Annotated in this window: 21 protein-coding genes and 1 pseudogene; 13 read left to right on the plus strand and 9 right to left on the minus strand. The window is 38.7% G+C overall.

Going from position 1 to position 19,633, the window contains the following annotated elements:
- Positions 1-224 precede the first annotated feature (224 nt).
- On the plus strand, positions 225-1,667 hold the full coding sequence (locus HPT25_RS10915) for a multicopper oxidase family protein (RefSeq protein WP_281368179.1): 1,443 nt from the start codon (positions 225-227) through the stop codon (positions 1,665-1,667).
- Between the two features lie 44 nt (positions 1,668-1,711).
- Here the strand turns inward: HPT25_RS10915 and HPT25_RS10920 are convergent, their stop codons facing one another.
- Entirely contained in the window at positions 1,712-2,182 is a 471-nt protein-coding gene (locus HPT25_RS10920; protein ID WP_173063604.1) for a divergent PAP2 family protein, read from the minus strand.
- Positions 2,183-2,418: 236 nt separating this feature from the next.
- Between HPT25_RS10920 and HPT25_RS10925 the strand changes: the two genes are divergently transcribed.
- The gene (locus tag HPT25_RS10925) at positions 2,419-3,402 is read left to right on the plus strand and encodes a DUF4003 family protein (protein WP_173063607.1); all 984 of its coding nucleotides are present in this window, start codon (positions 2,419-2,421) and stop codon (positions 3,400-3,402) included.
- A 159-nt stretch (positions 3,403-3,561) separates the two neighbouring features.
- Here HPT25_RS10925 and HPT25_RS10930 read toward each other — a convergent pair whose 3' ends face one another.
- Positions 3,562-4,380, minus strand: a complete 819-nt coding sequence (locus HPT25_RS10930) for an SGNH/GDSL hydrolase family protein (protein ID WP_173063610.1) — start codon at positions 4,378-4,380, stop codon at positions 3,562-3,564.
- A 254-nt stretch (positions 4,381-4,634) separates the two neighbouring features.
- Here HPT25_RS10930 and HPT25_RS10935 point away from each other — a divergent pair, with 254 nt between their 5' ends.
- Positions 4,635-5,342, plus strand: coding sequence for an MOSC domain-containing protein (locus tag HPT25_RS10935; RefSeq protein ID WP_173063613.1), 708 nt, complete (start codon positions 4,635-4,637; stop codon positions 5,340-5,342).
- A 327-nt stretch (positions 5,343-5,669) separates the two neighbouring features.
- On the opposite strand, the gene HPT25_RS10940 is transcribed toward HPT25_RS10935, so the two are convergent.
- The 6 genes from HPT25_RS10940 to HPT25_RS10965 all read right to left on the minus strand — a co-directional run bounded on the left by HPT25_RS10940 (position 5,670) and on the right by HPT25_RS10965 (position 9,748).
- Positions 5,670-6,245 (minus strand): DUF6609 family protein, encoded by a 576-nt coding sequence (locus HPT25_RS10940; protein WP_173063615.1) that lies wholly within the window; start codon positions 6,243-6,245, stop codon positions 5,670-5,672.
- Positions 6,246-6,375: 130 nt separating this feature from the next.
- Positions 6,376-6,525 carry a hypothetical protein gene (locus tag HPT25_RS10945; protein ID WP_173063618.1) on the minus strand — a complete coding sequence of 50 codons (150 nt, stop codon included), beginning with the start codon at positions 6,523-6,525 and terminating at the stop codon, positions 6,376-6,378.
- A 114-nt stretch (positions 6,526-6,639) separates the two neighbouring features.
- The gene (locus tag HPT25_RS10950) at positions 6,640-6,888 is read right to left on the minus strand and encodes a hypothetical protein (protein WP_173063621.1); all 249 of its coding nucleotides are present in this window, start codon (positions 6,886-6,888) and stop codon (positions 6,640-6,642) included.
- A 193-nt stretch (positions 6,889-7,081) separates the two neighbouring features.
- Positions 7,082-7,228: a hypothetical protein gene (locus HPT25_RS10955; RefSeq protein WP_173058277.1), complete on the minus strand. Its 147-nt coding sequence runs from the start codon at positions 7,226-7,228 to the stop codon at positions 7,082-7,084.
- Between the two features lie 454 nt (positions 7,229-7,682).
- Positions 7,683-8,357 carry a YwrJ family protein gene (locus HPT25_RS10960; RefSeq protein WP_173063624.1) on the minus strand — a complete coding sequence of 225 codons (675 nt, stop codon included), beginning with the start codon at positions 8,355-8,357 and terminating at the stop codon, positions 7,683-7,685.
- Positions 8,358-8,386: 29 nt separating this feature from the next.
- Complete coding sequence (locus HPT25_RS10965; protein WP_173063627.1) at positions 8,387-9,748, minus strand: arsenic transporter; 1,362 nt, start codon at positions 9,746-9,748, stop codon at positions 8,387-8,389.
- 595 nt (positions 9,749-10,343) lie between these two features.
- On the opposite strand from HPT25_RS10965, the gene HPT25_RS10970 reads away from it, so the two are divergent.
- The 4 genes from HPT25_RS10970 to HPT25_RS10985 all read left to right on the plus strand — a co-directional run bounded on the left by HPT25_RS10970 (position 10,344) and on the right by HPT25_RS10985 (position 14,324).
- A complete protein-coding gene (locus HPT25_RS10970) occupies positions 10,344-11,591 on the plus strand; it encodes an MFS transporter (protein ID WP_173063630.1) in 1,248 nt (415 codons plus the stop codon).
- A 160-nt stretch (positions 11,592-11,751) separates the two neighbouring features.
- A complete protein-coding gene (locus tag HPT25_RS10975) occupies positions 11,752-12,204 on the plus strand; it encodes a DUF2269 family protein (RefSeq protein ID WP_173063633.1) in 453 nt (150 codons plus the stop codon).
- 253 nt (positions 12,205-12,457) lie between these two features.
- Positions 12,458-13,705 carry a cation:dicarboxylate symporter family transporter gene (locus tag HPT25_RS10980; RefSeq protein WP_173063636.1) on the plus strand — a complete coding sequence of 416 codons (1,248 nt, stop codon included), beginning with the start codon at positions 12,458-12,460 and terminating at the stop codon, positions 13,703-13,705.
- A gap of 208 nt (positions 13,706-13,913) precedes the next feature.
- Positions 13,914-14,324: a VWA-like domain-containing protein gene (locus HPT25_RS10985; protein ID WP_173063639.1), complete on the plus strand. Its 411-nt coding sequence runs from the start codon at positions 13,914-13,916 to the stop codon at positions 14,322-14,324.
- A 55-nt stretch (positions 14,325-14,379) separates the two neighbouring features.
- Here the strand turns inward: HPT25_RS10985 and HPT25_RS10990 are convergent, their stop codons facing one another.
- Positions 14,380-14,691 (minus strand): hypothetical protein, encoded by a 312-nt coding sequence (locus HPT25_RS10990; RefSeq protein ID WP_173063642.1) that lies wholly within the window; start codon positions 14,689-14,691, stop codon positions 14,380-14,382.
- 94 nt (positions 14,692-14,785) lie between these two features.
- On the opposite strand from HPT25_RS10990, the pseudogene lepB reads away from it, so the two are divergent.
- The 6 genes and pseudogenes from lepB to galU all read left to right on the plus strand — a co-directional run.
- Positions 14,786-15,076 (plus strand): annotated as a pseudogene (gene lepB, locus HPT25_RS10995) (signal peptidase I); the annotation flags it as partial.
- A gap of 284 nt (positions 15,077-15,360) precedes the next feature.
- Positions 15,361-15,582, plus strand: a complete 222-nt coding sequence (locus HPT25_RS11000; protein ID WP_173063649.1) for a hypothetical protein — start codon at positions 15,361-15,363, stop codon at positions 15,580-15,582.
- 400 nt (positions 15,583-15,982) lie between these two features.
- Positions 15,983-16,690: an MBL fold metallo-hydrolase gene (locus tag HPT25_RS11005; RefSeq protein ID WP_173063652.1), complete on the plus strand. Its 708-nt coding sequence runs from the start codon at positions 15,983-15,985 to the stop codon at positions 16,688-16,690.
- Between the two features lie 12 nt (positions 16,691-16,702).
- A complete protein-coding gene (locus tag HPT25_RS11010) occupies positions 16,703-17,284 on the plus strand; it encodes a TetR-like C-terminal domain-containing protein (protein WP_173063655.1) in 582 nt (193 codons plus the stop codon).
- 295 nt (positions 17,285-17,579) lie between these two features.
- Complete coding sequence (locus HPT25_RS11015; RefSeq protein ID WP_173063658.1) at positions 17,580-18,542, plus strand: glycosyltransferase family 2 protein; 963 nt, start codon at positions 17,580-17,582, stop codon at positions 18,540-18,542.
- A 79-nt stretch (positions 18,543-18,621) separates the two neighbouring features.
- Positions 18,622-19,539, plus strand: coding sequence for a UTP--glucose-1-phosphate uridylyltransferase GalU (gene galU, locus HPT25_RS11020; RefSeq protein WP_173063661.1), 918 nt, complete (start codon positions 18,622-18,624; stop codon positions 19,537-19,539).
- Positions 19,540-19,633: the final 94 nt, after the last annotated feature.

Here is a 19,633-nt window from a genome sequence, read left to right on the forward strand (position 1 = left end):
ATTCTTCGAAAAAGACTCGTCAACTGACGGGTTTTTTTATAGGTTTATTTAGCAGCAAATCAAGAATAGTGATACATATCAAATTTCGATCATAAAGTGTTGTTAACTATTCGTTTGAGAAAGGACGGATTGATATTCTCACTAAGTTTGTCGATGAATTGCCCATTCCCCCTGTTTTAAAGCCGCGGCATAAAGATTCTTCTTATACCTATTATGAAATGCATATGACTGAGTTTAAACAATCCCTCCATCGTGATTTGCCTGAATCAACGGTTTGGGGTTTTGAAGGAAGTTACCCCGGCCCGACTATTGAGGTGTTGTCAGGAGAGAGGGTTTTTGTGAAATGGATCAATGATCTGCCGATGAAGCATTTACTGCCGATTGATCATACAGTTCATGGGGCTCATGTGAATGTTCCGGAAGTGAGGACAGTTATTCATCTTCACGGTGCTAGTGTGGAAGCGGAAAGTGACGGTTATCCTGAAGCATGGTTTACAAAGGGAAATGCACAAGTGGGTCCTCACTTTTCAAAGGAAATCTACCGCTATGATAATTTCATGTCGGCATGCACTCTATGGTATCACGACCATACGCTTGGCATTACCAGGCTCAATGTATATGCGGGATTGGCCGGCTTTTATCTGATAAGAGACCAGCGGGAACGTGAGTTGAATTTTCCACAAGGTCGATTCGATATCCCCCTGATTATACAGGATAAATCGTTTAACGAGGACGGGTCACTTTTTTATCCAAAACAACCGAAAAAGCCGGTTCCAGGATTAGAAACCTCTGTGGTTTCTGCTTTCTTAGGGAATACGATCCTTGTAAACGGAAAGGTGTGGCCTTTTTTTAATGTGGAGCCAAGGAAATACCGCTTTCGAATGTTGAATGGCTCTAATACCCGTTTTTATCGCCTGAAACTTGATTCTGGGCAGTATTTTTACCAGATTGGCACGGATGGCGGATTAATGGAAAAACCAATTGGTGTGAAAGAAATTGTTCTTGCACCTGCGGAACGGGCAGAGGTCATTATTGACTTCACTAATCTTGAGGGAAAAAGGATTGTCATGACAAATGATGCACCATATCCATTTCCGGATGGTCTTCTGGCTGATGCCGCTACGGTTGGGGATGTGATGGAATTTCGTGTGATTCTTCCGCTTTCAGGTATAGATACCAGTGTAATCCCATCTTTTATGGTGCCATTTCCAAAGAGGAGCGTGCAAGCAGCCTCTACATTTAGGTTTCTGTCGTTAATAGATAAAACCGATTCATACGGCAGGGAACTGATGCTGCTAGATAATAAAGATTGGGATGCGCCCATCACTGAAAATCCTAAGGTTGGGCAAACGGAGGTCTGGTATTTGCTTAACTTGACACCAGAAGCCCATCCCATTCATCTTCATTTAGTTGATTTGCAGCTTATTGACCGCCGAACATTTAATGTGGAGAAGTATAAAAAAGAGGGGATACTCGAATATACTGGGCCAGCCATTTCGCCAGAACCACAGGAGAGAGGGCGAAAGGATACCGTCATCGCTTACGCCCAGCAAGTAACAAGAATCATCATGAAATTTGGCCCCTATACCGGGTTATATGTATGGCACTGTCATATATTGGAGCACGAAGACTATGTCATGATGCGGCCGTTTCAAGTTATTCCATAGCCAGGGAAAAAGGTGCCTGACACCAGTTCGGTGTCAGGCACCTTTCAAAAGGGATAAAACAAATATGTTAAATACCCGACAATGATTCCTGTAATGGCTCCAAAAAACACTTCAGTAGGCTGATGGCCTAATAACTCTTTTAATTTTGCACGGGATTCGGTTTTCTTTACGTTCGGGTCTTTTAAGGTTTCAACAAGATTATTGAAATTTATTATCAGTTTATTCAAAACCTCAGCGTGGTACCCCGCATGTCTTCTTACTCCAGTTGCATCGTGCATGACAATGGCAGATACGACTATACAAATTGCAAAATCATCGGAAAAAACTCCGGAGGTCAATCCGATTGCAGTTGTTAAGGAAATAATGGTTGCCGTATGTGAGCTGGGCATTCCTCCTGTGCTAAACATAAGATTCCATTTTAATTCCCTTGTTGTTAAAAAGTGAATGGGTATTTTGACAAACTGAGCTATCAGCATAGCTAAAAGAGCAGCCAAAATGGGAAAGGATAAGAACATTAATTCCCTCCTAGTTCAAGACCTGTTATTTTAATTTTAATCTTAATAAGCAAAGCATTCCAGCAGAATGATGCTACTCATCTGTTATCTTATGTAAAATGGCCTAGCGGCATACCATTTTAAGTGGCAGTCCCGTCATTTGCAAGCTAGGATTCAAACATACTTATGGAAAATGAAACCATTTTGTCCTTTTTTCGTATATAAGATATAAAAAGAGAAAAGGTGAGGAGCTGCAAATGCAAAAGCGAACCTTAAAGGAAAGTTTAAGTATTTATCAGGATATCTATTCACAATTGTATTCGGTTTTAAAGTGGAAAGCTGATAAACGCTTTCTCATGTTAATCGCAGCGATGTACGCCACAAATTCCAAGGACTTCAGTTTAAAGGCTTACTTGGATATTGCCGATTATATAAAGGAAAATGCAGGATTCTTTTCTTCATTAAAATCTGCCCAGCGTTTTACGACAGCGGCAACTCTTGATACATCGACTTCAGATGCAAAAGAGGGATTTCATCGTTTTATGATGATTTATGAAAAGTTGATAGAGAAAGGCTTTGGACGCAGTGTTTATACATATATTTCTGCTGGATCACTAATAAATGTGAGTTCAGAGCAAATCAATTATATGGTACAAAGGACTTTTGATATTTATAGGCAGATGAGAAAGAATCATTTTTTCCTTACGGGCTCTGATGATTATCCTTTGGCAGCCATCCTGGCACAGCAAGAATCAGATCCAGAACAAATAATCATTAGGGTTGAGGAGCACTACAAGGCCCTTCAACAAAAAGGTTTTTCTATAGGGAATAATTTGCAATTCTTAAGTCACATTTTGGCTTTGGATCGTTTCAACAATCCAGAGGAGAAAGCGGAAAAATGTCTTCAGATAAGAAATCTCCTGAAAGAAGCAAAGCTTAAAGCGAATAGTAGTTATTATCCTTACATAGGGATGCTCAGCTTTTTAAAAGATATAGAAAGAAACATCGAATCCCTTCGTGTGATCAATGATGATTTGAATGCAGACAAGAACTTTAAATGGAATAAAGATGTCAATTTTATGATAAGTGTTGTTTTACTCATGAATCCATTAAATTCTATGAATGAAGCAGCAAAAACAGGTTTGAATACCTCAATTGAAGCGCTAATTCAAGCGCAGCAAGCAGCAATGACCGCAAGTATGGCCGCAGCTGCAGCCAGCAATTCTTCAAGTACTTCTTAATCTACGGGGTCTGTTGAACATGGTCAGGGTTTTCAGACTAAGAAGTGATCTTCCGCAGGTGGTTCGGTTCGATTAGGATCTTCGGCTTATTGGTGCTATGTACGGATAAGACTTAGAGTAGAGTATAAAAAATGGCATGAAACGTCATGCCATTTTCATTTACACAGATTGTTTTCGATATTGGTGCTTAAATTGATAAATCATTTGCTCAGAAATCGCCGTGTATCCAGCCGAGTTAGGGTGTACTCCATCTGGTGAGAGATTTTGCCGCTTTTCTCCATTAATCACTTTCGTTGTTTCAACCACAATGGATAATGGGAATTGATCTGCAACCTCATAAATTTTTAAATTCCATTTTGGCAACAGCTGGTCTGCCAATTGGTATACGTGGTTGTCAGGGGAAAGTGGATTATATAATTCTAGAAAGACAATGGTAGCGTTTGGGTTTAGTTCTTTAATTCTGGAGGTAATGTAAGACAAATTTTTTGAAAACGTGGATTGTAATTGATTAAAGGTTTGGAATACGTTTTGAAAACTTTGCCTCTTAGCCATCCGGAGAACATCATTTCCGCCAACATTAATTGTGACAATATCGGCTTTCTTTATTTCAGCGTCAAATCGGCCCGATTGCACTAGTGCCTTTAATTCACTGCTTGTAATACCATTAATTCCTTCATTTTGGAATTGAATTTTTTTGTGAATTTGCTCGGCTAGTTTGTTAGAAAACTGCGAAACAAGATTATCATGCTGGCTGGCACCCACGCCGTGGATAACCGAATCGCCAATTGCCAAATGAATGATTTTCTTCTTTTTAGCATTCCGAAAATAATTGAGATATGAAACGTTTGAAGCATCATGACTGACTTCAGCTGCATGTTTCTTCATTTGTTCCATTTCAAATTTGGGATAATACAACCATAAGGAAATGCCAAGGCCAATAATTAGCAAACAGATAAATAAATTTCTTATAAACTTCATAAATGCCACTCCTTGATTCTCCTTATTATATCAAGGAAAATAGGAGAAATGTGTAGGGGGTGTTTACCAATTGTGATGAAACCGCAGTGGGACCATCGCAAAAAATGATCGAGATGTTGATTTGATCCGTCTTTTTTACCCTTTGTATTTTATAACATTTCTGAAATATTATTCACCCATCATGTGAAATAATTAAAGGGTTTTCCGAGTCCATGTTGAATTTTAAAAATGGAAAATAGGTGGAGGTAAAATATATGAGTATTTTGCTTGAAAAGGTTTTTGTAGGCCTGCCAAAAAGAGTGGGAGAAAAAGATGCAGACCATCCGATGGATCGTGAATGGACTAGTGCCATTTTCAAAGAGCCTATCCAAGGGCCTGTCTGGGTAAGTAAAACAGGTCTTAATGGGGACGGGGTCGAGGATACGGAGCATCATGGGGGTCCTGAAAAAGCCGTTTTTGCATATTCGATCGGCCATTATACATATTGGCATAAGGAACATGGCTTTTCACAAATTACACAAGGCGGTATGGGTGAGAATTTCCTTATGGAGCAGATTTGGGAGGATACGGTCGCTATTGGGGATACCTATCAAATAGGTGATGCGATTGTTCAAGTTTCACAGCCAAGGCAGCCATGTTGGAAGCCTGCCCGTCGCTTTAAAATTAAAACGCTAGCGATTTTATTGCAAAATACAGGCAGAACCGGCTGGTATTTTCGAGTGTTAAAGGAAGGGTTCGTGGAAGAAGGCCAGACATTTTCGTTAATTGACAGACCTTACCCTCAATGGACGATTCTAAAATGTAATGAGGTGCTGCATGGAGGTAAGCAGGATTTCGCCGCAATGCGTGAACTCGCTGACTGCGTTTTACTAGCACCTGGATTAAAGGAAACGCTTGAAAAAAGACTGGCGAAACGAGAAATCCCTGATATCAGCAATCGGGTGTTTGGACCGAATGAATAAAGGAAAGGAGTTCTCCGTTAGTGAGAGCTCCTTTTGTTTTTCTGGCTTTTAGAAAACTGCTGCGATACTGTTGATGATCCGAAAATATTAAAAAATGGCGTTTTAAAACTGACGGTATGGCTCAATAGTGTTATCCGTCACTTCAAATGAACAGGATGGAAAAGATAGGATAGCGATTAGCCCAAAATATAATGTATAAAGAACTCTTGATGAAAAATGAATAAAAGCATTTATGAATTTTAAGCTAATAGAGCCATATTGCTGGAAATAAGGAAAGCACAGGAATTCCTGTGCTTTTTTCATGTCATATTTAGAAATGGATCTCGCTTACATTTGTATACGGCTGGTTGTTTGTAATGGATTTTTTGAAAATAACAGGATAAAACCGAATATGGCTTTTAAGATCACATCGATATAGGCGATAACGTAAAACGGTATACTTGAGTTTAGTATGCCGATTAATGCATTTATTGAGGCCAACATCCCCAGAGCTATCATTGATTTTCCATGTACAACCGCAAATGGAAAGAAATGCAGCCCTATAGCCAAGAAAGCTCCAAGCCAAATCATTCGATAATTATGTACGCCAAAATAGGGTCCGCCGATTAAGACTAATAGTACAAACATAAAAATGATCGAAAAGATGGACATTTTCTTTTGAAACTTTGACGGAGAGCCATATGAAAATTTCCGTATCAAAGCTTTATTGCCAACTGTTATAAATAATCCTGCGAAATAACCAACATAAAAGATGCCCTGATGAATTTTTTGTTCACCGCCAAAAATGGTACTTAATAAAATGACGAGAGACACCCAAATTAACCAGATTCCACAAGTCCGTTTATTTAAAAATAGCAATTTTGCGTTCTTTTCATACCCTAATTTCGTCAGGAAATTGCTCAAACTAAATCACCAAGCCTTTTACAGTATATCCCAATCATACGGTATAAAGGAGAAGAAATAAATACAATATTTTGGTTATTTTGAAATAAATAAATTTCCCTAGAGAACTAAAAAAGGAAGATGCCAACCATTAAAGGCGGTCATCTTCCCATGCTCTATCTTCGTCCTTTATAATGTTAGGTGTATCATTTTTCCCACTTTTTAATGTTTTCTCTGCTTGGCTTTGATTGCGAGTTTGTTGCATCAGATCCATTTGTTTGTCCTTATTAACCTCTTTCAATGCTTTGCCCTCCTAAGATTTCTCTGAAAAGGAAAAACCCTCATAATTAGGAATCAATACCATTTTTCATCTGTTACCGCAAAAAAGGGGCTATTGTGAGCGAAAATTTTATTATTAGTCTTTCCATAACTCATTGAAAAACCCTAGCGCATATTTTACGCCTTCCTGTATATCATTTGTTTCATATGCAGCAAGATCTTCGAAGCTGAGTTTCAGCCGTACCCCCTCCAACTCATATCCGCTGTCCAAGTCAATATTCAAAAGTACTTCATAGCCCTCAGCATTCACGTTTGTTTCAATAATATTAAAGGTTTGGATCGCTGTTCCAGTTTCATACTCAATTGGCTCCAACATATCGGACATCCTAACACCACCATGTTTTTTCTCCAGCAAAAAATCCAGCCTTAAACAGTGCAGTTTAAAATGTTTTGCTGCTGTTTAAAGCCGTTAGCCTGTCCCATAGTGTAACCTTACCGGAATTGAATATTCATGGGATAAGTGCGAAAAAACATGAAATCCCTTACAAAATAAAAGAAAAATGTAATGGAATGTGATTTTAACTTGCCATTGTAATTTCTGATAAATGAACCAATTCAACTTTATGCAGTTTATCTTCTGCTCTTATTTCACAGTAGCCTGAAGAGTACATATAGATGATGACATATTTCTTACCATTATAAAACACATGCGCATTTTTCTTCACAAAGACCACCCCTAAAATAATATTTTCTTTATTATATATGCTAGAGAAAAATATTCTATGCGAAATTTTTACAATTTTTTTAATTTAACCCTATTACTTAAGACTTATTTTATCCTACCCTTCGACAGGACTAATAACATATCCGACAATCCTCTTACCAAAAAATAATAAAAAATGTCCACCCCAAACGGACAAAAATGCATTTTTGTCCACGAACGGTGCCTGACACCAAAATGACACCATTTTTTTACTTTTTTCATATTGTATGAGTAGGGCAGGGGGAAAAGGAGACCGTGGGTGGGTGCCACGGTCAGTTGATATTTGTTTGTGTGGGTGTAATCCATCTTAGCGAGTTGAGCTTGGTGGGTTATTTTTTTGTGTTTTTTGTTTTTTTTCGTTCACCTCTTATATGGGGTGGGTGTGTTGCAAGTGTGCCGGTGTGGATGGGTAATTTTTATGGAAGGTGGATGGTTTTGATATGGGTGATATTTCGGTGAATGGGTTCTCTTTCGGCTGTGATTAAGACAATCATATTGTTTTGCACCTTTTGCAGCAGACCTATTTTTTCACTTTTATCTCCGCCGTCGATCACGATTAATTGTCCCGTGATTTTTTGGCACTGTTCAGTAAAGCTTCTTGCCAGAGGTATTGAAATGGGATGGGCTGACAGTTTCTCAGTACTTAGGGAATAAGGAGTTGCATCCTCCGGATAGGGCGCCAGCCATTTCACATGTTCCATTGAAATAAACAAGGTTTTATAGATCGGGGAGTAAAAGACGAAATAATCGTTCATAATACTTGTCAAATAGCCGTGAATGGTTTGATTGCCGGTCACATAAACTTCGAGGAACCGGCCCTTGGCGTTTGTTAAAATGTTGCGGAATGAAATTGCATGGGAATCGTTTTCGAGTGGTTTTTCCACTGGCGGTTCGTAAAATTCGTCCTCTTCAAATTGAACCTCCCTTAACTTCTGGATATGAATGAGAGGCAAATAAAGAAAGGATCTAATTTTACCTGCATATAGTACAAGAATATCTAATCCGGAATCAATTAATATCCCTCGATAAATGTTCCCTCCTGAAAGCTCAATCTCAATATTTTTACCAATTAAATCAACAAATGGACTCATTCTTGCTCTCCTTTTTCCGTTTTCGATCCTTAGTGCAGTACTCCTCCAAAGAGCCATGTAACCCAATGCGACAAAATGACTAATGTGAATAATACGGTTGGAGGTATGACAATAATGGTGATTTTCAAATATTCAAACCAAGTAATTCGAACTTTTCCCTTTCTAATAATATGCATCCACATTAATGTTGCCAGTGTTCCCATTGGCAGAAGTAATGAGCCCATATCACTTCCAATTACGTTTGCTAGGTAAGCTACTTTCAAAGTAACCGGATCCAGACCCATATGGGTCAATGTCAATGTTCCGACCATTAGGGCCGGATGGTTATTGAATATATTAGAAAGGACTGATAAGAGAACGCCCATCATAATGCTGGCATGATGGAGGCTGCCCGAAACAAGTGGACGCATAAAACCAATGAGCCAATCAGTTAATCCAATGTTATTCAAGCCGTAAATAATGACATACATACTGAATGCAAACACAAGAATATACCAAGGTGTTTTCTTTAGCATGTCGGTAGGGGGAATTTTTAAATACCACCATCTCCAGGCTAAAAGTACCAAAGAACCGATTACAGCCATCAAAGAGACTGGAATGGCAAGAAATGAAGCGACAAAAAGACTGATACGGACTGCAAAAACAAACAACAATACATTACGCATAAAACGGGATCGTTGATGATCAGAAACGTATAATGGTTCTTTCTTAAGTGGATGGTAGGTTGGGAGAGTTAAGCCGGATACGTTTGCAGGAACTGTTTTCGGAAGAACCTTGTAAAATCTTAAGAACAAGAGTCCTACCAGGAACAATAGTCCGAGAGTTGCCGGTACAAACATCATAGCAGTGTGCATGTACAGGCTCATGTGAACGATTTTTAAGGCAATGAGATTAACGATATTACTAACGCCAATCGGAGCACTTGAAGCTGTGGCAATTAGGCCCCCAGACAAAAGATAGGGGATTTTTTGATGATTTTTTAATCCCATATTGTTTAGAAGCATGACAAGTATCGGAGTGGTTATGAGTATACTTCCGTCATTATTAAAAAAAAGCGTCATTAAAAAGCACAAAAGATTAACGTACCAGAATAGACGTATTCCAGATCCTTTTGCTTTGGCTGCGAGCTTCTCGGCCGCCCAGTGGAAAAAGCCGAAACTTTCCAAAACAATAGCCATCACAATGGTCGCTATAATGGTAATCGCAGCTCCACTAATAGTTTCTGTAATGACTCCGAGATCTTTAAGGGAGACACTGCCGCTGAGTAAAACAAATATGGCTCCGACTGTTGCTGGAATTGCCTCATTTATACCCCGAGGCCGCCATAGAATCAGGATGAGTGTCACCACAAATGATAAAATGGTGACCCATACCATAGGTTGAAAAAACATATTTTGCTCCTTTCTTTCTTGCTAGTGTTTCATGGTGCCATGAGATGACATGTCCTCCTCTGCATCATTCAGTAATTCCGCTCCTATCCCTCCCTTCCATCTATCCCTCTTGTCAGGTTGTACTATATCTATATGTACGGATGAATAGACGAGCTCTAGGTTTGTACCCTTTTTTCCAATAATTCCACAAGAATCTATCAACAGATATCTACTTTTTTAAAGCAAGACTGCCGCTGGAACTCTTTAAATTGGCGGGCAAGCCGATCTGGCAAATTTATATATCGAAAGGGGAGGGGGCTGGTAGAGTTCATTGGTTCCATTGAGGAGTTAATTCCAAGGGAAAATTTCCACTTAATTACAATTTCTCCTTGAAATTAATAATTAAATCAAGTAAGATATAACTACCAATAACGGAAGGGTGACCTTAAAGCCAATGATTTACTAATCCTATTTTAGAAACAATTCGTATAAAACGAACAAATTTCTGGATAGGATTGGTATGGGCTTTTTTATATAGAGGACAATGTTACTGTTGTACTGTCCTTTTATGTGCCTTAATACCTCCTGTCCAGCTGCCGGATAAGGAGGTTATTTTATGGAAAAAACAAATTCGGAAATGACGATGGGGGCGTTGCTCCGTAATCGGGTGGTTCAAACGATTTTGCTTTCTACATTATTCCTGCAAATCGGGATCTGGGTGAGGAATTACTCAATTTTGCTATTTGTAGTAGAAAAAACAAAGGAAAATCCGGTTGCCGTTTCACTTATTTCGGTAGCTGAGTTTGCGCCAATTTTTCTTTTTTCCTTTATTGGCGGAACATTTGCTGATCGTTGGAAACCGAAGCGAACGATGATTTGGTGTGATTTCTTGAGTGCAGTCTCCATTTTTGTGGTCTTGCTTGCACTTTGGTTTGGGAGCTGGAAGGCGATATTCTTTGCAACACTGGTTTCTTCCATTCTTTCTCAGTTTTCGCAGCCTTCGGGGATGAAGCTGTTCAAGCTCCATGTAAATGAAGAGATGATTCAGATGGGGATGTCGATCTACCAAACCATTTTTGCTTTGTTTATGATTCTTGGTCCTGTTCTTGGAACGTTTGTATATCAACATTATGGAATTCGCGCAGCCATTGCAATTATGGGAGTTGCCTTTCTATTATCAGCTGGCATCCTTTTTAGGCTTCCTCCCGACTATGAATTGGAGGAAGATACTGCTGATACAAGTATCATTCAAGAAATGAAGGCTGGGTTTAGCTATGTATTGCATAGCCGCTCCCTCGTTTTGCTTGGCGGATGTTTTGCTGCAGCAGGCTTTGGAATCGGTCTTACACAGCCACTGGGTGTTTTTCTAGTTACCGAACAGCTGGGGTTGCCGAAGGAGTACCTGCAATGGCTGATGGCGGCATTTGGTATTGGAATGATTTTAGGCGGAGCCCTGACTGTTGGAGTGTCTAAAAAAGCACCGCCGCAAATATTGCTGGCTCTTGGAATGACGGTCAGCGCGATTGGCTTTTTTGTATTAGGCTTTTCTGAGCTATTCTGGCTGACGTTAGTCGCGCAATTTTTCAGCGGGCTGTTTATGCCGTGTATTCAAATTGGGATCAACACCATGATTCTAAAAAACACAGAGGCAGCCTTTATTGGCCGCGTTAATGGAATACTTAATCCATTGTTTATGGGAACAATGGTCATCACGATGACAGCAAGCGGCTGGCTAAAGCAGACTTTTTCATTGCTAACGATATATGAAGCTTCAGCATTCCTGTTTATAATCGGTGCAATCTTCCTTGCACCGCTATTTAAAGGAGGAAATGAAGCTGTTTTGAAAAAGAGTGAAGAAGTTTAAAGATAATAATGAAGGAGCTTGGATATCCAGGCTCCTTCATTTCTGTTATTTTGGCGAATGGTGTCAGGCACCATTTTAAATGCAAGCAGTATTAAAATAGGTAATATTACTAATGCTTTGTGTTAAAATGATTTTGTAGAGAATGGAGGGTACATGCAAGATGTCTTTCTATAGAGCTGTTGTTTTTATACATATTTTCTCTGCCATTATTGGGATGGGGCCAGGGTTTATTTTAACCACTGTTGTTAAATCGGGGAATACGATGGCGGAATTAAGACATTCCTATAAAATTAGGAATAAGCTGCATATTTTTGTTATGGTTGGCGGCTTGCTTTTACTGATTACCGGCTTGACCATGGGTTTCCTGAATACTGCCTTGTTTCATATGGGTTGGTATGTCACAAGTCTTTTCCTCTTTCTGACAGCGCTTGCGATTGGGCCGCTTGTTTTATCGCCAGCATCGAAGCCTGTTAAAGCTCTGCTGGACACCCATAAAGGAGAAGAGATTCCTCAGGAATATTACCGGCTTTCAAGAATCCTTTTCCGCTGTGAAAACTTTGAAAATTTAATCTTTATCATTATTATTACACTCATGATTTTAAAACCTTTTTAAGAAGGCATGGTCAGATCAAATTGGCCATGCTTTTTATTTTATAGGGAGAAATAGTTTTTTTGTGGTGAAAAATAACAAAATAATAAGAGGAAAAAAGACATGTAACTTTTGATGCATACTTTACTTGATTCTGATGGGTTTAATTCACTATTGTGTACAGTATTATTTGGAATTAGAATTATATTAGAAAATGATTAAAAAATGTTAGGCATCAATTGTTGCTTTTTCAATTCTATGGTAAGGAGAGGTGCAAATGAAAAGAATTAGTTTAGCTTGGCAGATTTTCATTGGATTGGCGCTCGGTATAATTGTCGGAGCCATATTTTATGGCAATCCTCATTTAGCCGATTACCTTCAGCCAATTGGAAATATTTTTATCCGCTTAATTAAAATGATTGTAGTGCCAATTGTTATCTCCTGTATTATTGTCGGGGTCGCCGGTGTTGGTGATATAAAAGCATTAGGTAAACTCGGTGGGAAAACCATCATCTATTTCGAAATCATTACAACTATTGCCATCCTCGTCGGTCTGCTCGCTGCAAACTTATTTCATCCGGGTTCAGGCGTTGATCGCGCTCATCTGACGAAAACTGATATTAATGCTTATGTGGAGACCGCTAAAACTACTGAATCGCATTCGATGGTTGATACCTTTGTCAATATTGTTCCTACAAATATTATCCAATCATTAGCAAATGGCGACATGCTGGCTATTATTTTCTTTTCTGTTATGTTCGGGCTTGGAGTAGCCGCCATTGGTGAAAAAGGCACACCAATTATTAACTTCTTTAAAGGGACATCTGAAGCGATGTTTTACGTTACGAACCAAGTTATGAAGGTTGCTCCACTTGGCGTGTTTGCTTTAATCGGTGTTACTGTTTCTAAATTTGGATTATCATCTTTAATTCCGCTTGGAAAGCTGGTAATCGTAGTATATGGAGCAATGGCTTTCTTCATCATTGTGGTTCTGGGAATCGTAGCCAAGTTGGTCGGCTTTAATATCTTTAAGATTTTAAAGTATTTAAAGGACGAGTTATTATTAGGCTATTCGACAGCAAGCTCAGAAACCGTTTTACCGAAAATAATGGAAAAAATGGAGAAGATCGGCTGCCCAAGGGCCATAACATCATTTGTTATCCCAACAGGATATTCCTTTAACCTTGATGGTTCAACATTATACCAAGCTATTGCTGCTTTATTTATCGCCCAGATGTATGGAATTCATTTGAGTATTGGCCATCAAATCACACTAGTTCTTGTATTAATGGTCACCTCAAAAGGAATTGCCGGAGTACCAGGAGTATCGTTCGTCGTACTCCTCGCTACACTGGGAAGCGTCGGAATTCCAGTCGAAGGACTTGCCTTTATTGCAGGAATTGACCGAATTCTTGACATGGCCCGTACATGTGTCAACATCGTCGGAAACTCCTTAGCTGCCATCGTTATGACCGAATGGGAAGGGCATAAACTAGACAAAAATATGGATGAAAATGCTGCATAACCAAAATGTATATAAGGAAAAAAGTGCCTGACACCAAGTGGTGTCAGGCACCTTTATGATTTTTAAAATGGTGGGATTGGTATGGGATCGACCTCCAAAACCATATTCATTTTTTAAGAGTAAATTCAATTTTTATCCAATCATAAACGTTTTTACTCTAAGCTAAAATAAGAGAGCTTGCTCATTCAAATACAAGGGGGAAATGCTGTTGAAATGGCATAAAAAGCTGCTTTCGATGATTCAGGAACGTCAAGATAAAAAGGTTGCCTTAGCGGTAGATACGTCCAGTAATGAAGCTCCAATTACACTCATTAACAACATTGTTACGCTTTTTGAAAAAGTGAAGCCGGATACTATCTTAGTCCAAGCAGATTTCAAAATTAGAAGCATCACTCCTATCAAAAGCAACACCATCCAATATCATAGTCACGGAAAATCTTCTTATACATTAGTAATGGAGTGGGCAAAGGAAGAAAATATAGATACGTTGTTTTATATCACTGATGTCACTGGCTTTTTACCAGAAGAAATGGAAAATGTTGATTTTGAACTGTTTTGGCTGGTCTCAGGCACTTTTATGCCGCGCGTGCCATTTGGGAAAATGATCAAAGTGGCTTAAAGATAAAGGCCCTCATTTTAAGTGGGGGCCTCCTTATAATCACATTAGAGAAAGATTATTTAACAGGTAAAAACTTTATAAGTTTATCCAAAATCAGTTTATCCAGTTTTTTTAACTCCAGACAAGGCTGATTGCCTACTGGATAAGGATAAATAGTGCGGTTGCATACATGACAAATGCTCTTTTCTGAAAAGCGATGCAGAATATTTAAAGGCATAATAGGATTTGTTTTGGCAATCATAAAATTGTACTGTTGATCTTGAATGGTGAAAAGAATATCCATTCCGTTATAACCGCTTGCTTCATTAACCTTAATATTCTTTAGGGTTAAACCGCGAACTTTCACTTCTTCCATCATAATTTCCACTACTTTCCTGCTCTTTTTGCATTTATCATATCATATCGACAGTTTTACACAAAAAATGGTAATAACTATATTTTAGCAATGACTAACATTGTTCCTGCCCGGTGACAAAATTGAGATGAAAAATGATCAATTATTTATTAATGGGAAGCTTTGCAAGGAACCATATTTAGCAGAAAATCTTAAAGCAGCAAAAGAAATGGGGAGCATGTTAACTGGAGATTTTGGCCCGCTTATTCTTCCGGCTGACCGCTATTTTGTAATGGGTGATAATCGGTTAAGAAGTATGGATAGCCGTAATGGATTAGGTTTTATCAAACAGTCAGCCATCATAGGTAAAGGCGAAATTGTCCTATATCCTTTTGCGGATATAAGAAATGTAAAATAGGTATAGGATGTCCACGAATGGCTTGGCATATGATGCCTGAGAACTGTCAGCCAGTAAAGGGGCCTTTTGCAAAGAAGCCGTAAAGATGAATATAAGATAGAAAGAGTGCTAATTTAATTGGTGCTCTTTTTTGGGTCAAAAACGGATTGTTTAAATTTAAGGAAAATTTAATAAATTATGTTGCGTTTTATATTTTTGCGATATAATGGTGTTTAAAGAAAGTTTACAGACTTTTCGAAAAGTTATTCGTTAATATAGGGAATAAACGTGAAGGAGGGAAATGCATGGTAAGAGCTGTTATTGCGAGTGTCCTGGGATTTATTTTAATAGTCGTGGAGTCGATGATTGTCATAGCGCTTAAGGGGTCGGGAACGGTTGTATTTAACGGAATCGCTCCCTTCGTAAGCATTTGGGCAATGAATTTCTTTTTTGCCTATGCTATTCTCACACAGATCACAAATTGGTACGTAAATAAGTATGATCTTGAAGAAGATAACATTTATTAAAAGTTGAAAGGGCTGGCTCAATGGGGAAATGAACCCTCAAGGGCAGCCTTTTTTTATTTTTGAAATTGGGCTGTTGATTTCCGCTCCAGGCACGAGCGGTTCACGGGCTCCCCAGCCCCGTGCTCCCGCAGGACAATGAATGACATCCTTGAATTCGCCCGCGCTCGAAGGAAATGCGTTAGCATTTTCGAGGAGTCTTCGTACCTCCCGCTCCAATCAATAGTGTTTATATATCAACAATGTTCTTTAACATAGCCTATTTTTTAAGAACGTAGTTAACTATAGTGGAAACCAACATAAAATCTTATCGGGTGCCCATTTTTTAATTGGTTATTGATTTAACTAATTATATTAGTTAAAATATAACTAACGATATTAGTTTAAAGGGAGCTGGGTAAATATGAGAGTGACAAAAAACGGTTATCTATATCAACTGGCATTTATGCCAAATTTTTTTCCTGTAAATTGTTATCTTGTTGAAGAAGAGGAAGGTTTGACGTTGCTGGATGCAGCATTAAGTTTTGCGGCGAAAGGCATTTTACAGGCTGCGGAAAAGATTGGAAAGCCCATCACCAAGATTATTTTGACCCATGCTCATGATGATCACGTTGGTGCATTGGATAGGATTAAAGAACATTTACCACATGTACCAGTTTATATCTCTCATAGGGATTATCGTTTAATGAATGGAGATCGTTCCCTGGATCCCTCCGAAGAGCAAACGCCGATTAAAGGGGGTGTACCCAAAAATTTGAAAACCAGAGCAAATGTGTTATTAAAAGAAGGGGATCTGGTTGGTTCACTAAAAGCAATCGAGACACCAGGACACACGCCTGGATCCATGTCGTTCCTTGATACAAGGACAAATGCAGTCATTGCTGGCGATGCCATCCAAGTAAGAGGGGGAATGGCTGTAGCTGGTGATGTAAAACCATTGTTCCCATTTCCTGCTTTTGGAACATGGAGTAAAAGAACGGCATTAGATAGCGCTAAGAAGCTAGCTAAAATGGAGCCTGCACTCCTTGCAGTCGGTCATGGAAATATGATTGAAAATCCTGTAACGGCTATGAAACAAGCAATCGATCATTTAGAGCTCAAATTGAAATAAGGAGTATATCCAATGTCACCAAGACCCAAAATAGGACTCGAATTAACTACCATATTAGAAGCTGCAGGAAGTATAGCTGATCAACAAGGGATACAAGAAGTCACATTGGCAAACTTGGCCAAAAACCTGAACATCCGCCCTCCCTCACTCTACAATCATTTCGATGGCCTTCCTGGACTGCGAAAACAATTAGCCATCTATGGACTCGGGTTGCTATCTACAGAATTGACCGAATCTGTGATTGGGGTGTCAGGCACCGAAGCGGTAGTATCCTTAAGCAAGGCATATATTGCGTTCGCCCGGAAGCATCCAGGAATTTATGAAGCTGCGCTGTTTGCGCCCGCACCTGAAGATCTGGATGTTCAACAGGCTGGAAAGAAAATTGTTGACCTTACGATTCGGGTGTTACAAGCCTTTCAGTTGAATGGAGATCAAGCCATACATGCTGTCAGAGGGCTGCGCAGTATTTTACATGGGTTTGCTGCACTGGAGCAGAGAGGCGGATTTAAGATGTCGCTGGATATAGATGAAAGTTTAAACATAACGATCAAGGCATTTCTAAATGGGATGAAATTGAAATGTACGGAAGCCTAATCTTTTTAAAGTATGTATTGGTATATTGGAATGATCTTAGCCGGGAATAATTAGCTGCGATGCACAATCTATAGGATAAAAGGGAGAAGAAACCTCAGCTTTTTTAAGCGGTTCCTTCTCCTTTTTATTTTTCAGGAAACATTCAGCTTCTATTCAAGTCCAATTCAGGTTGCAGTAGCAAAATATATTTATCAACTAACGTGAGATCAGGTTTGGTCAGAAAGATTGTTAACTTTATTACAAAGCTGCACGAATTTTATGTGATGTACTGAATTAGGTAAAGGAGGAATGGAATATGAGTCAATCCATTCAATATTCAATTGTTATTCCTGTATTCAACGAAGAAGAAGTGATTCATGAAACATATCGTCGTTTAACAGAAGTCATGCGATCAACGGGCGAAGCTTATGAGCTTCTATTTGTGAATGATGGAAGCAGAGATAAAACAGCTGATATATTAATCGAATACAGCGAAAAAGACCCTTCTGTTATTTTGCTGAATTTTTCTCGGAATTTTGGCCATCAAATTGCCATTACAGCAGGAATGGACTATTCAAGAGGAAAAGCAGTTGTCGTTATTGATGCGGACTTGCAGGATCCTCCAGAGCTGATTTTAAAGATGATTGAAAAATGGAAGCAAGGATACGATGTTGTGTATGCCAAACGGACAAAACGCAAAGGGGAAACCTATTTTAAAAAGCAGACAGCGAAAATGTTTTACCGATTCTTACATTCAATGACAGATATCGATATTCCACTGGATACGGGAGATTTCCGTTTATTGGATCGCAAAGTATGTGATCAAATGAATAATCTTCAAGAAAAAAATCGATTTGTTCGTGGATTGGTGAGCTGGGTAGGTTTTAAACAAACAGCTGTTGAATATGAACGTGATGAACGGTTAGCGGGTGAATCCAAATACCCTCTCAAAAAAATGCTGAAACTATCGATGGATGGAATTACATCTTTTTCATATAAACCATTAAAATTAGCCAGTTATGCAGGCATCACCTTATCTGGAATAGGGTTTATCTATTTGTTAGTGGTTCTATATTTAAGATTATTTACGAATAGTACGATTACAGGCTGGTCATCTCTCATAGTTATACAGCTGTTTTTTGATGGCATTATTTTATTTATTCTTGGCATAATGGGTGAATATATCGGCCGAATTTATGATGAATCAAAGCAGCGTCCACTTTATATTGTTCAAGATGTATATCAGAAAAAAAATGAAAAGAAAATGATGTACAGATAATGAAGAAACGGCAGTCATACATCAAAAAGCTGTCGTTAGTGCAATTTAATAAAAATTGAAGGAAAGAAGGATTTTAGTTATGAAAATTAAAAAAGCAGTCATCCCAGTTGGCGGATTAGGCACACGCTTTTTGCCGGCAACAAAGGCACAACCGAAAGAAATGCTGCCAATTGTGGATAAACCAGCGGTTCAGTATATTGTTGAAGAAGCAGTTGCATCAGGTATTGAAAGTATTATTTTTATAACAGGGCGAAATAAAAAATCGATTGAGGATCATTTTGATAAATCTATTGAATTAGAACAAATGTTGGAGGAAAAACAAAAACTAGAAGTATTGAATGAAATACAACAAATTTCCTCGATGGCGAACATTCATTATATTCGTCAAAAAGAACCAAAAGGACTTGGCCACGCGGTTTTGTGTGCAGAACAGTTTATTGGCAATGAACCATTTGCCGTTCTGCTTGGTGACGATATTATGGTATCAGAACAACCTGCATTAAAACAAATGATAGAAGCATATCATAACACGAACCAATCTATTATTGGCGTAAAAGCAGTCGCAAATGAAGATGTATCTAAATACGGTATAATTGATCCGGGCAATAAATTTGGGCGAGTACATTCAGTGAAGGATTTGGTTGAAAAACCTTCGATTGATACTGCCCCTTCTAATATAGCTGTTATGGGACGTTATATTCTAAACCCATCCATCTTCTCGTATTTAAAAATGATTGAACAAGGCGTTGGCAATGAATTGCAATTAACAGATGCACTGCGTCTCCAATGCGAAAATGAAAAATTGTATGCATTGGAACTGGAAGGAAGACGATATGATATTGGAGAAAAAATAGGATATATAAAGGCAATGATAGAAGTAGCTTTAAATCGTGCAGACTTACACCGTCCTCTTCTATCCTATTTAGAAGGTATTGTGGAAGAAGAACTTGTCAAAAAACTGGATCAACGAAAAGTTCCTTCTAAAAATATAATATAAGTGGTGAAAATCCCTACAGCTTCTAAGTTGAAGGGATTTTTGATATTCGTTTGGTGATATTTGGGAGATGTAGAGTCTCTGAATGATTTGTTAT

It is taken from the genome of Neobacillus endophyticus, from assembly GCF_013248975.1.
GTDB classification, from domain to species: domain Bacteria; phylum Bacillota; class Bacilli; order Bacillales; family Cytobacillaceae; genus Neobacillus; species Neobacillus endophyticus.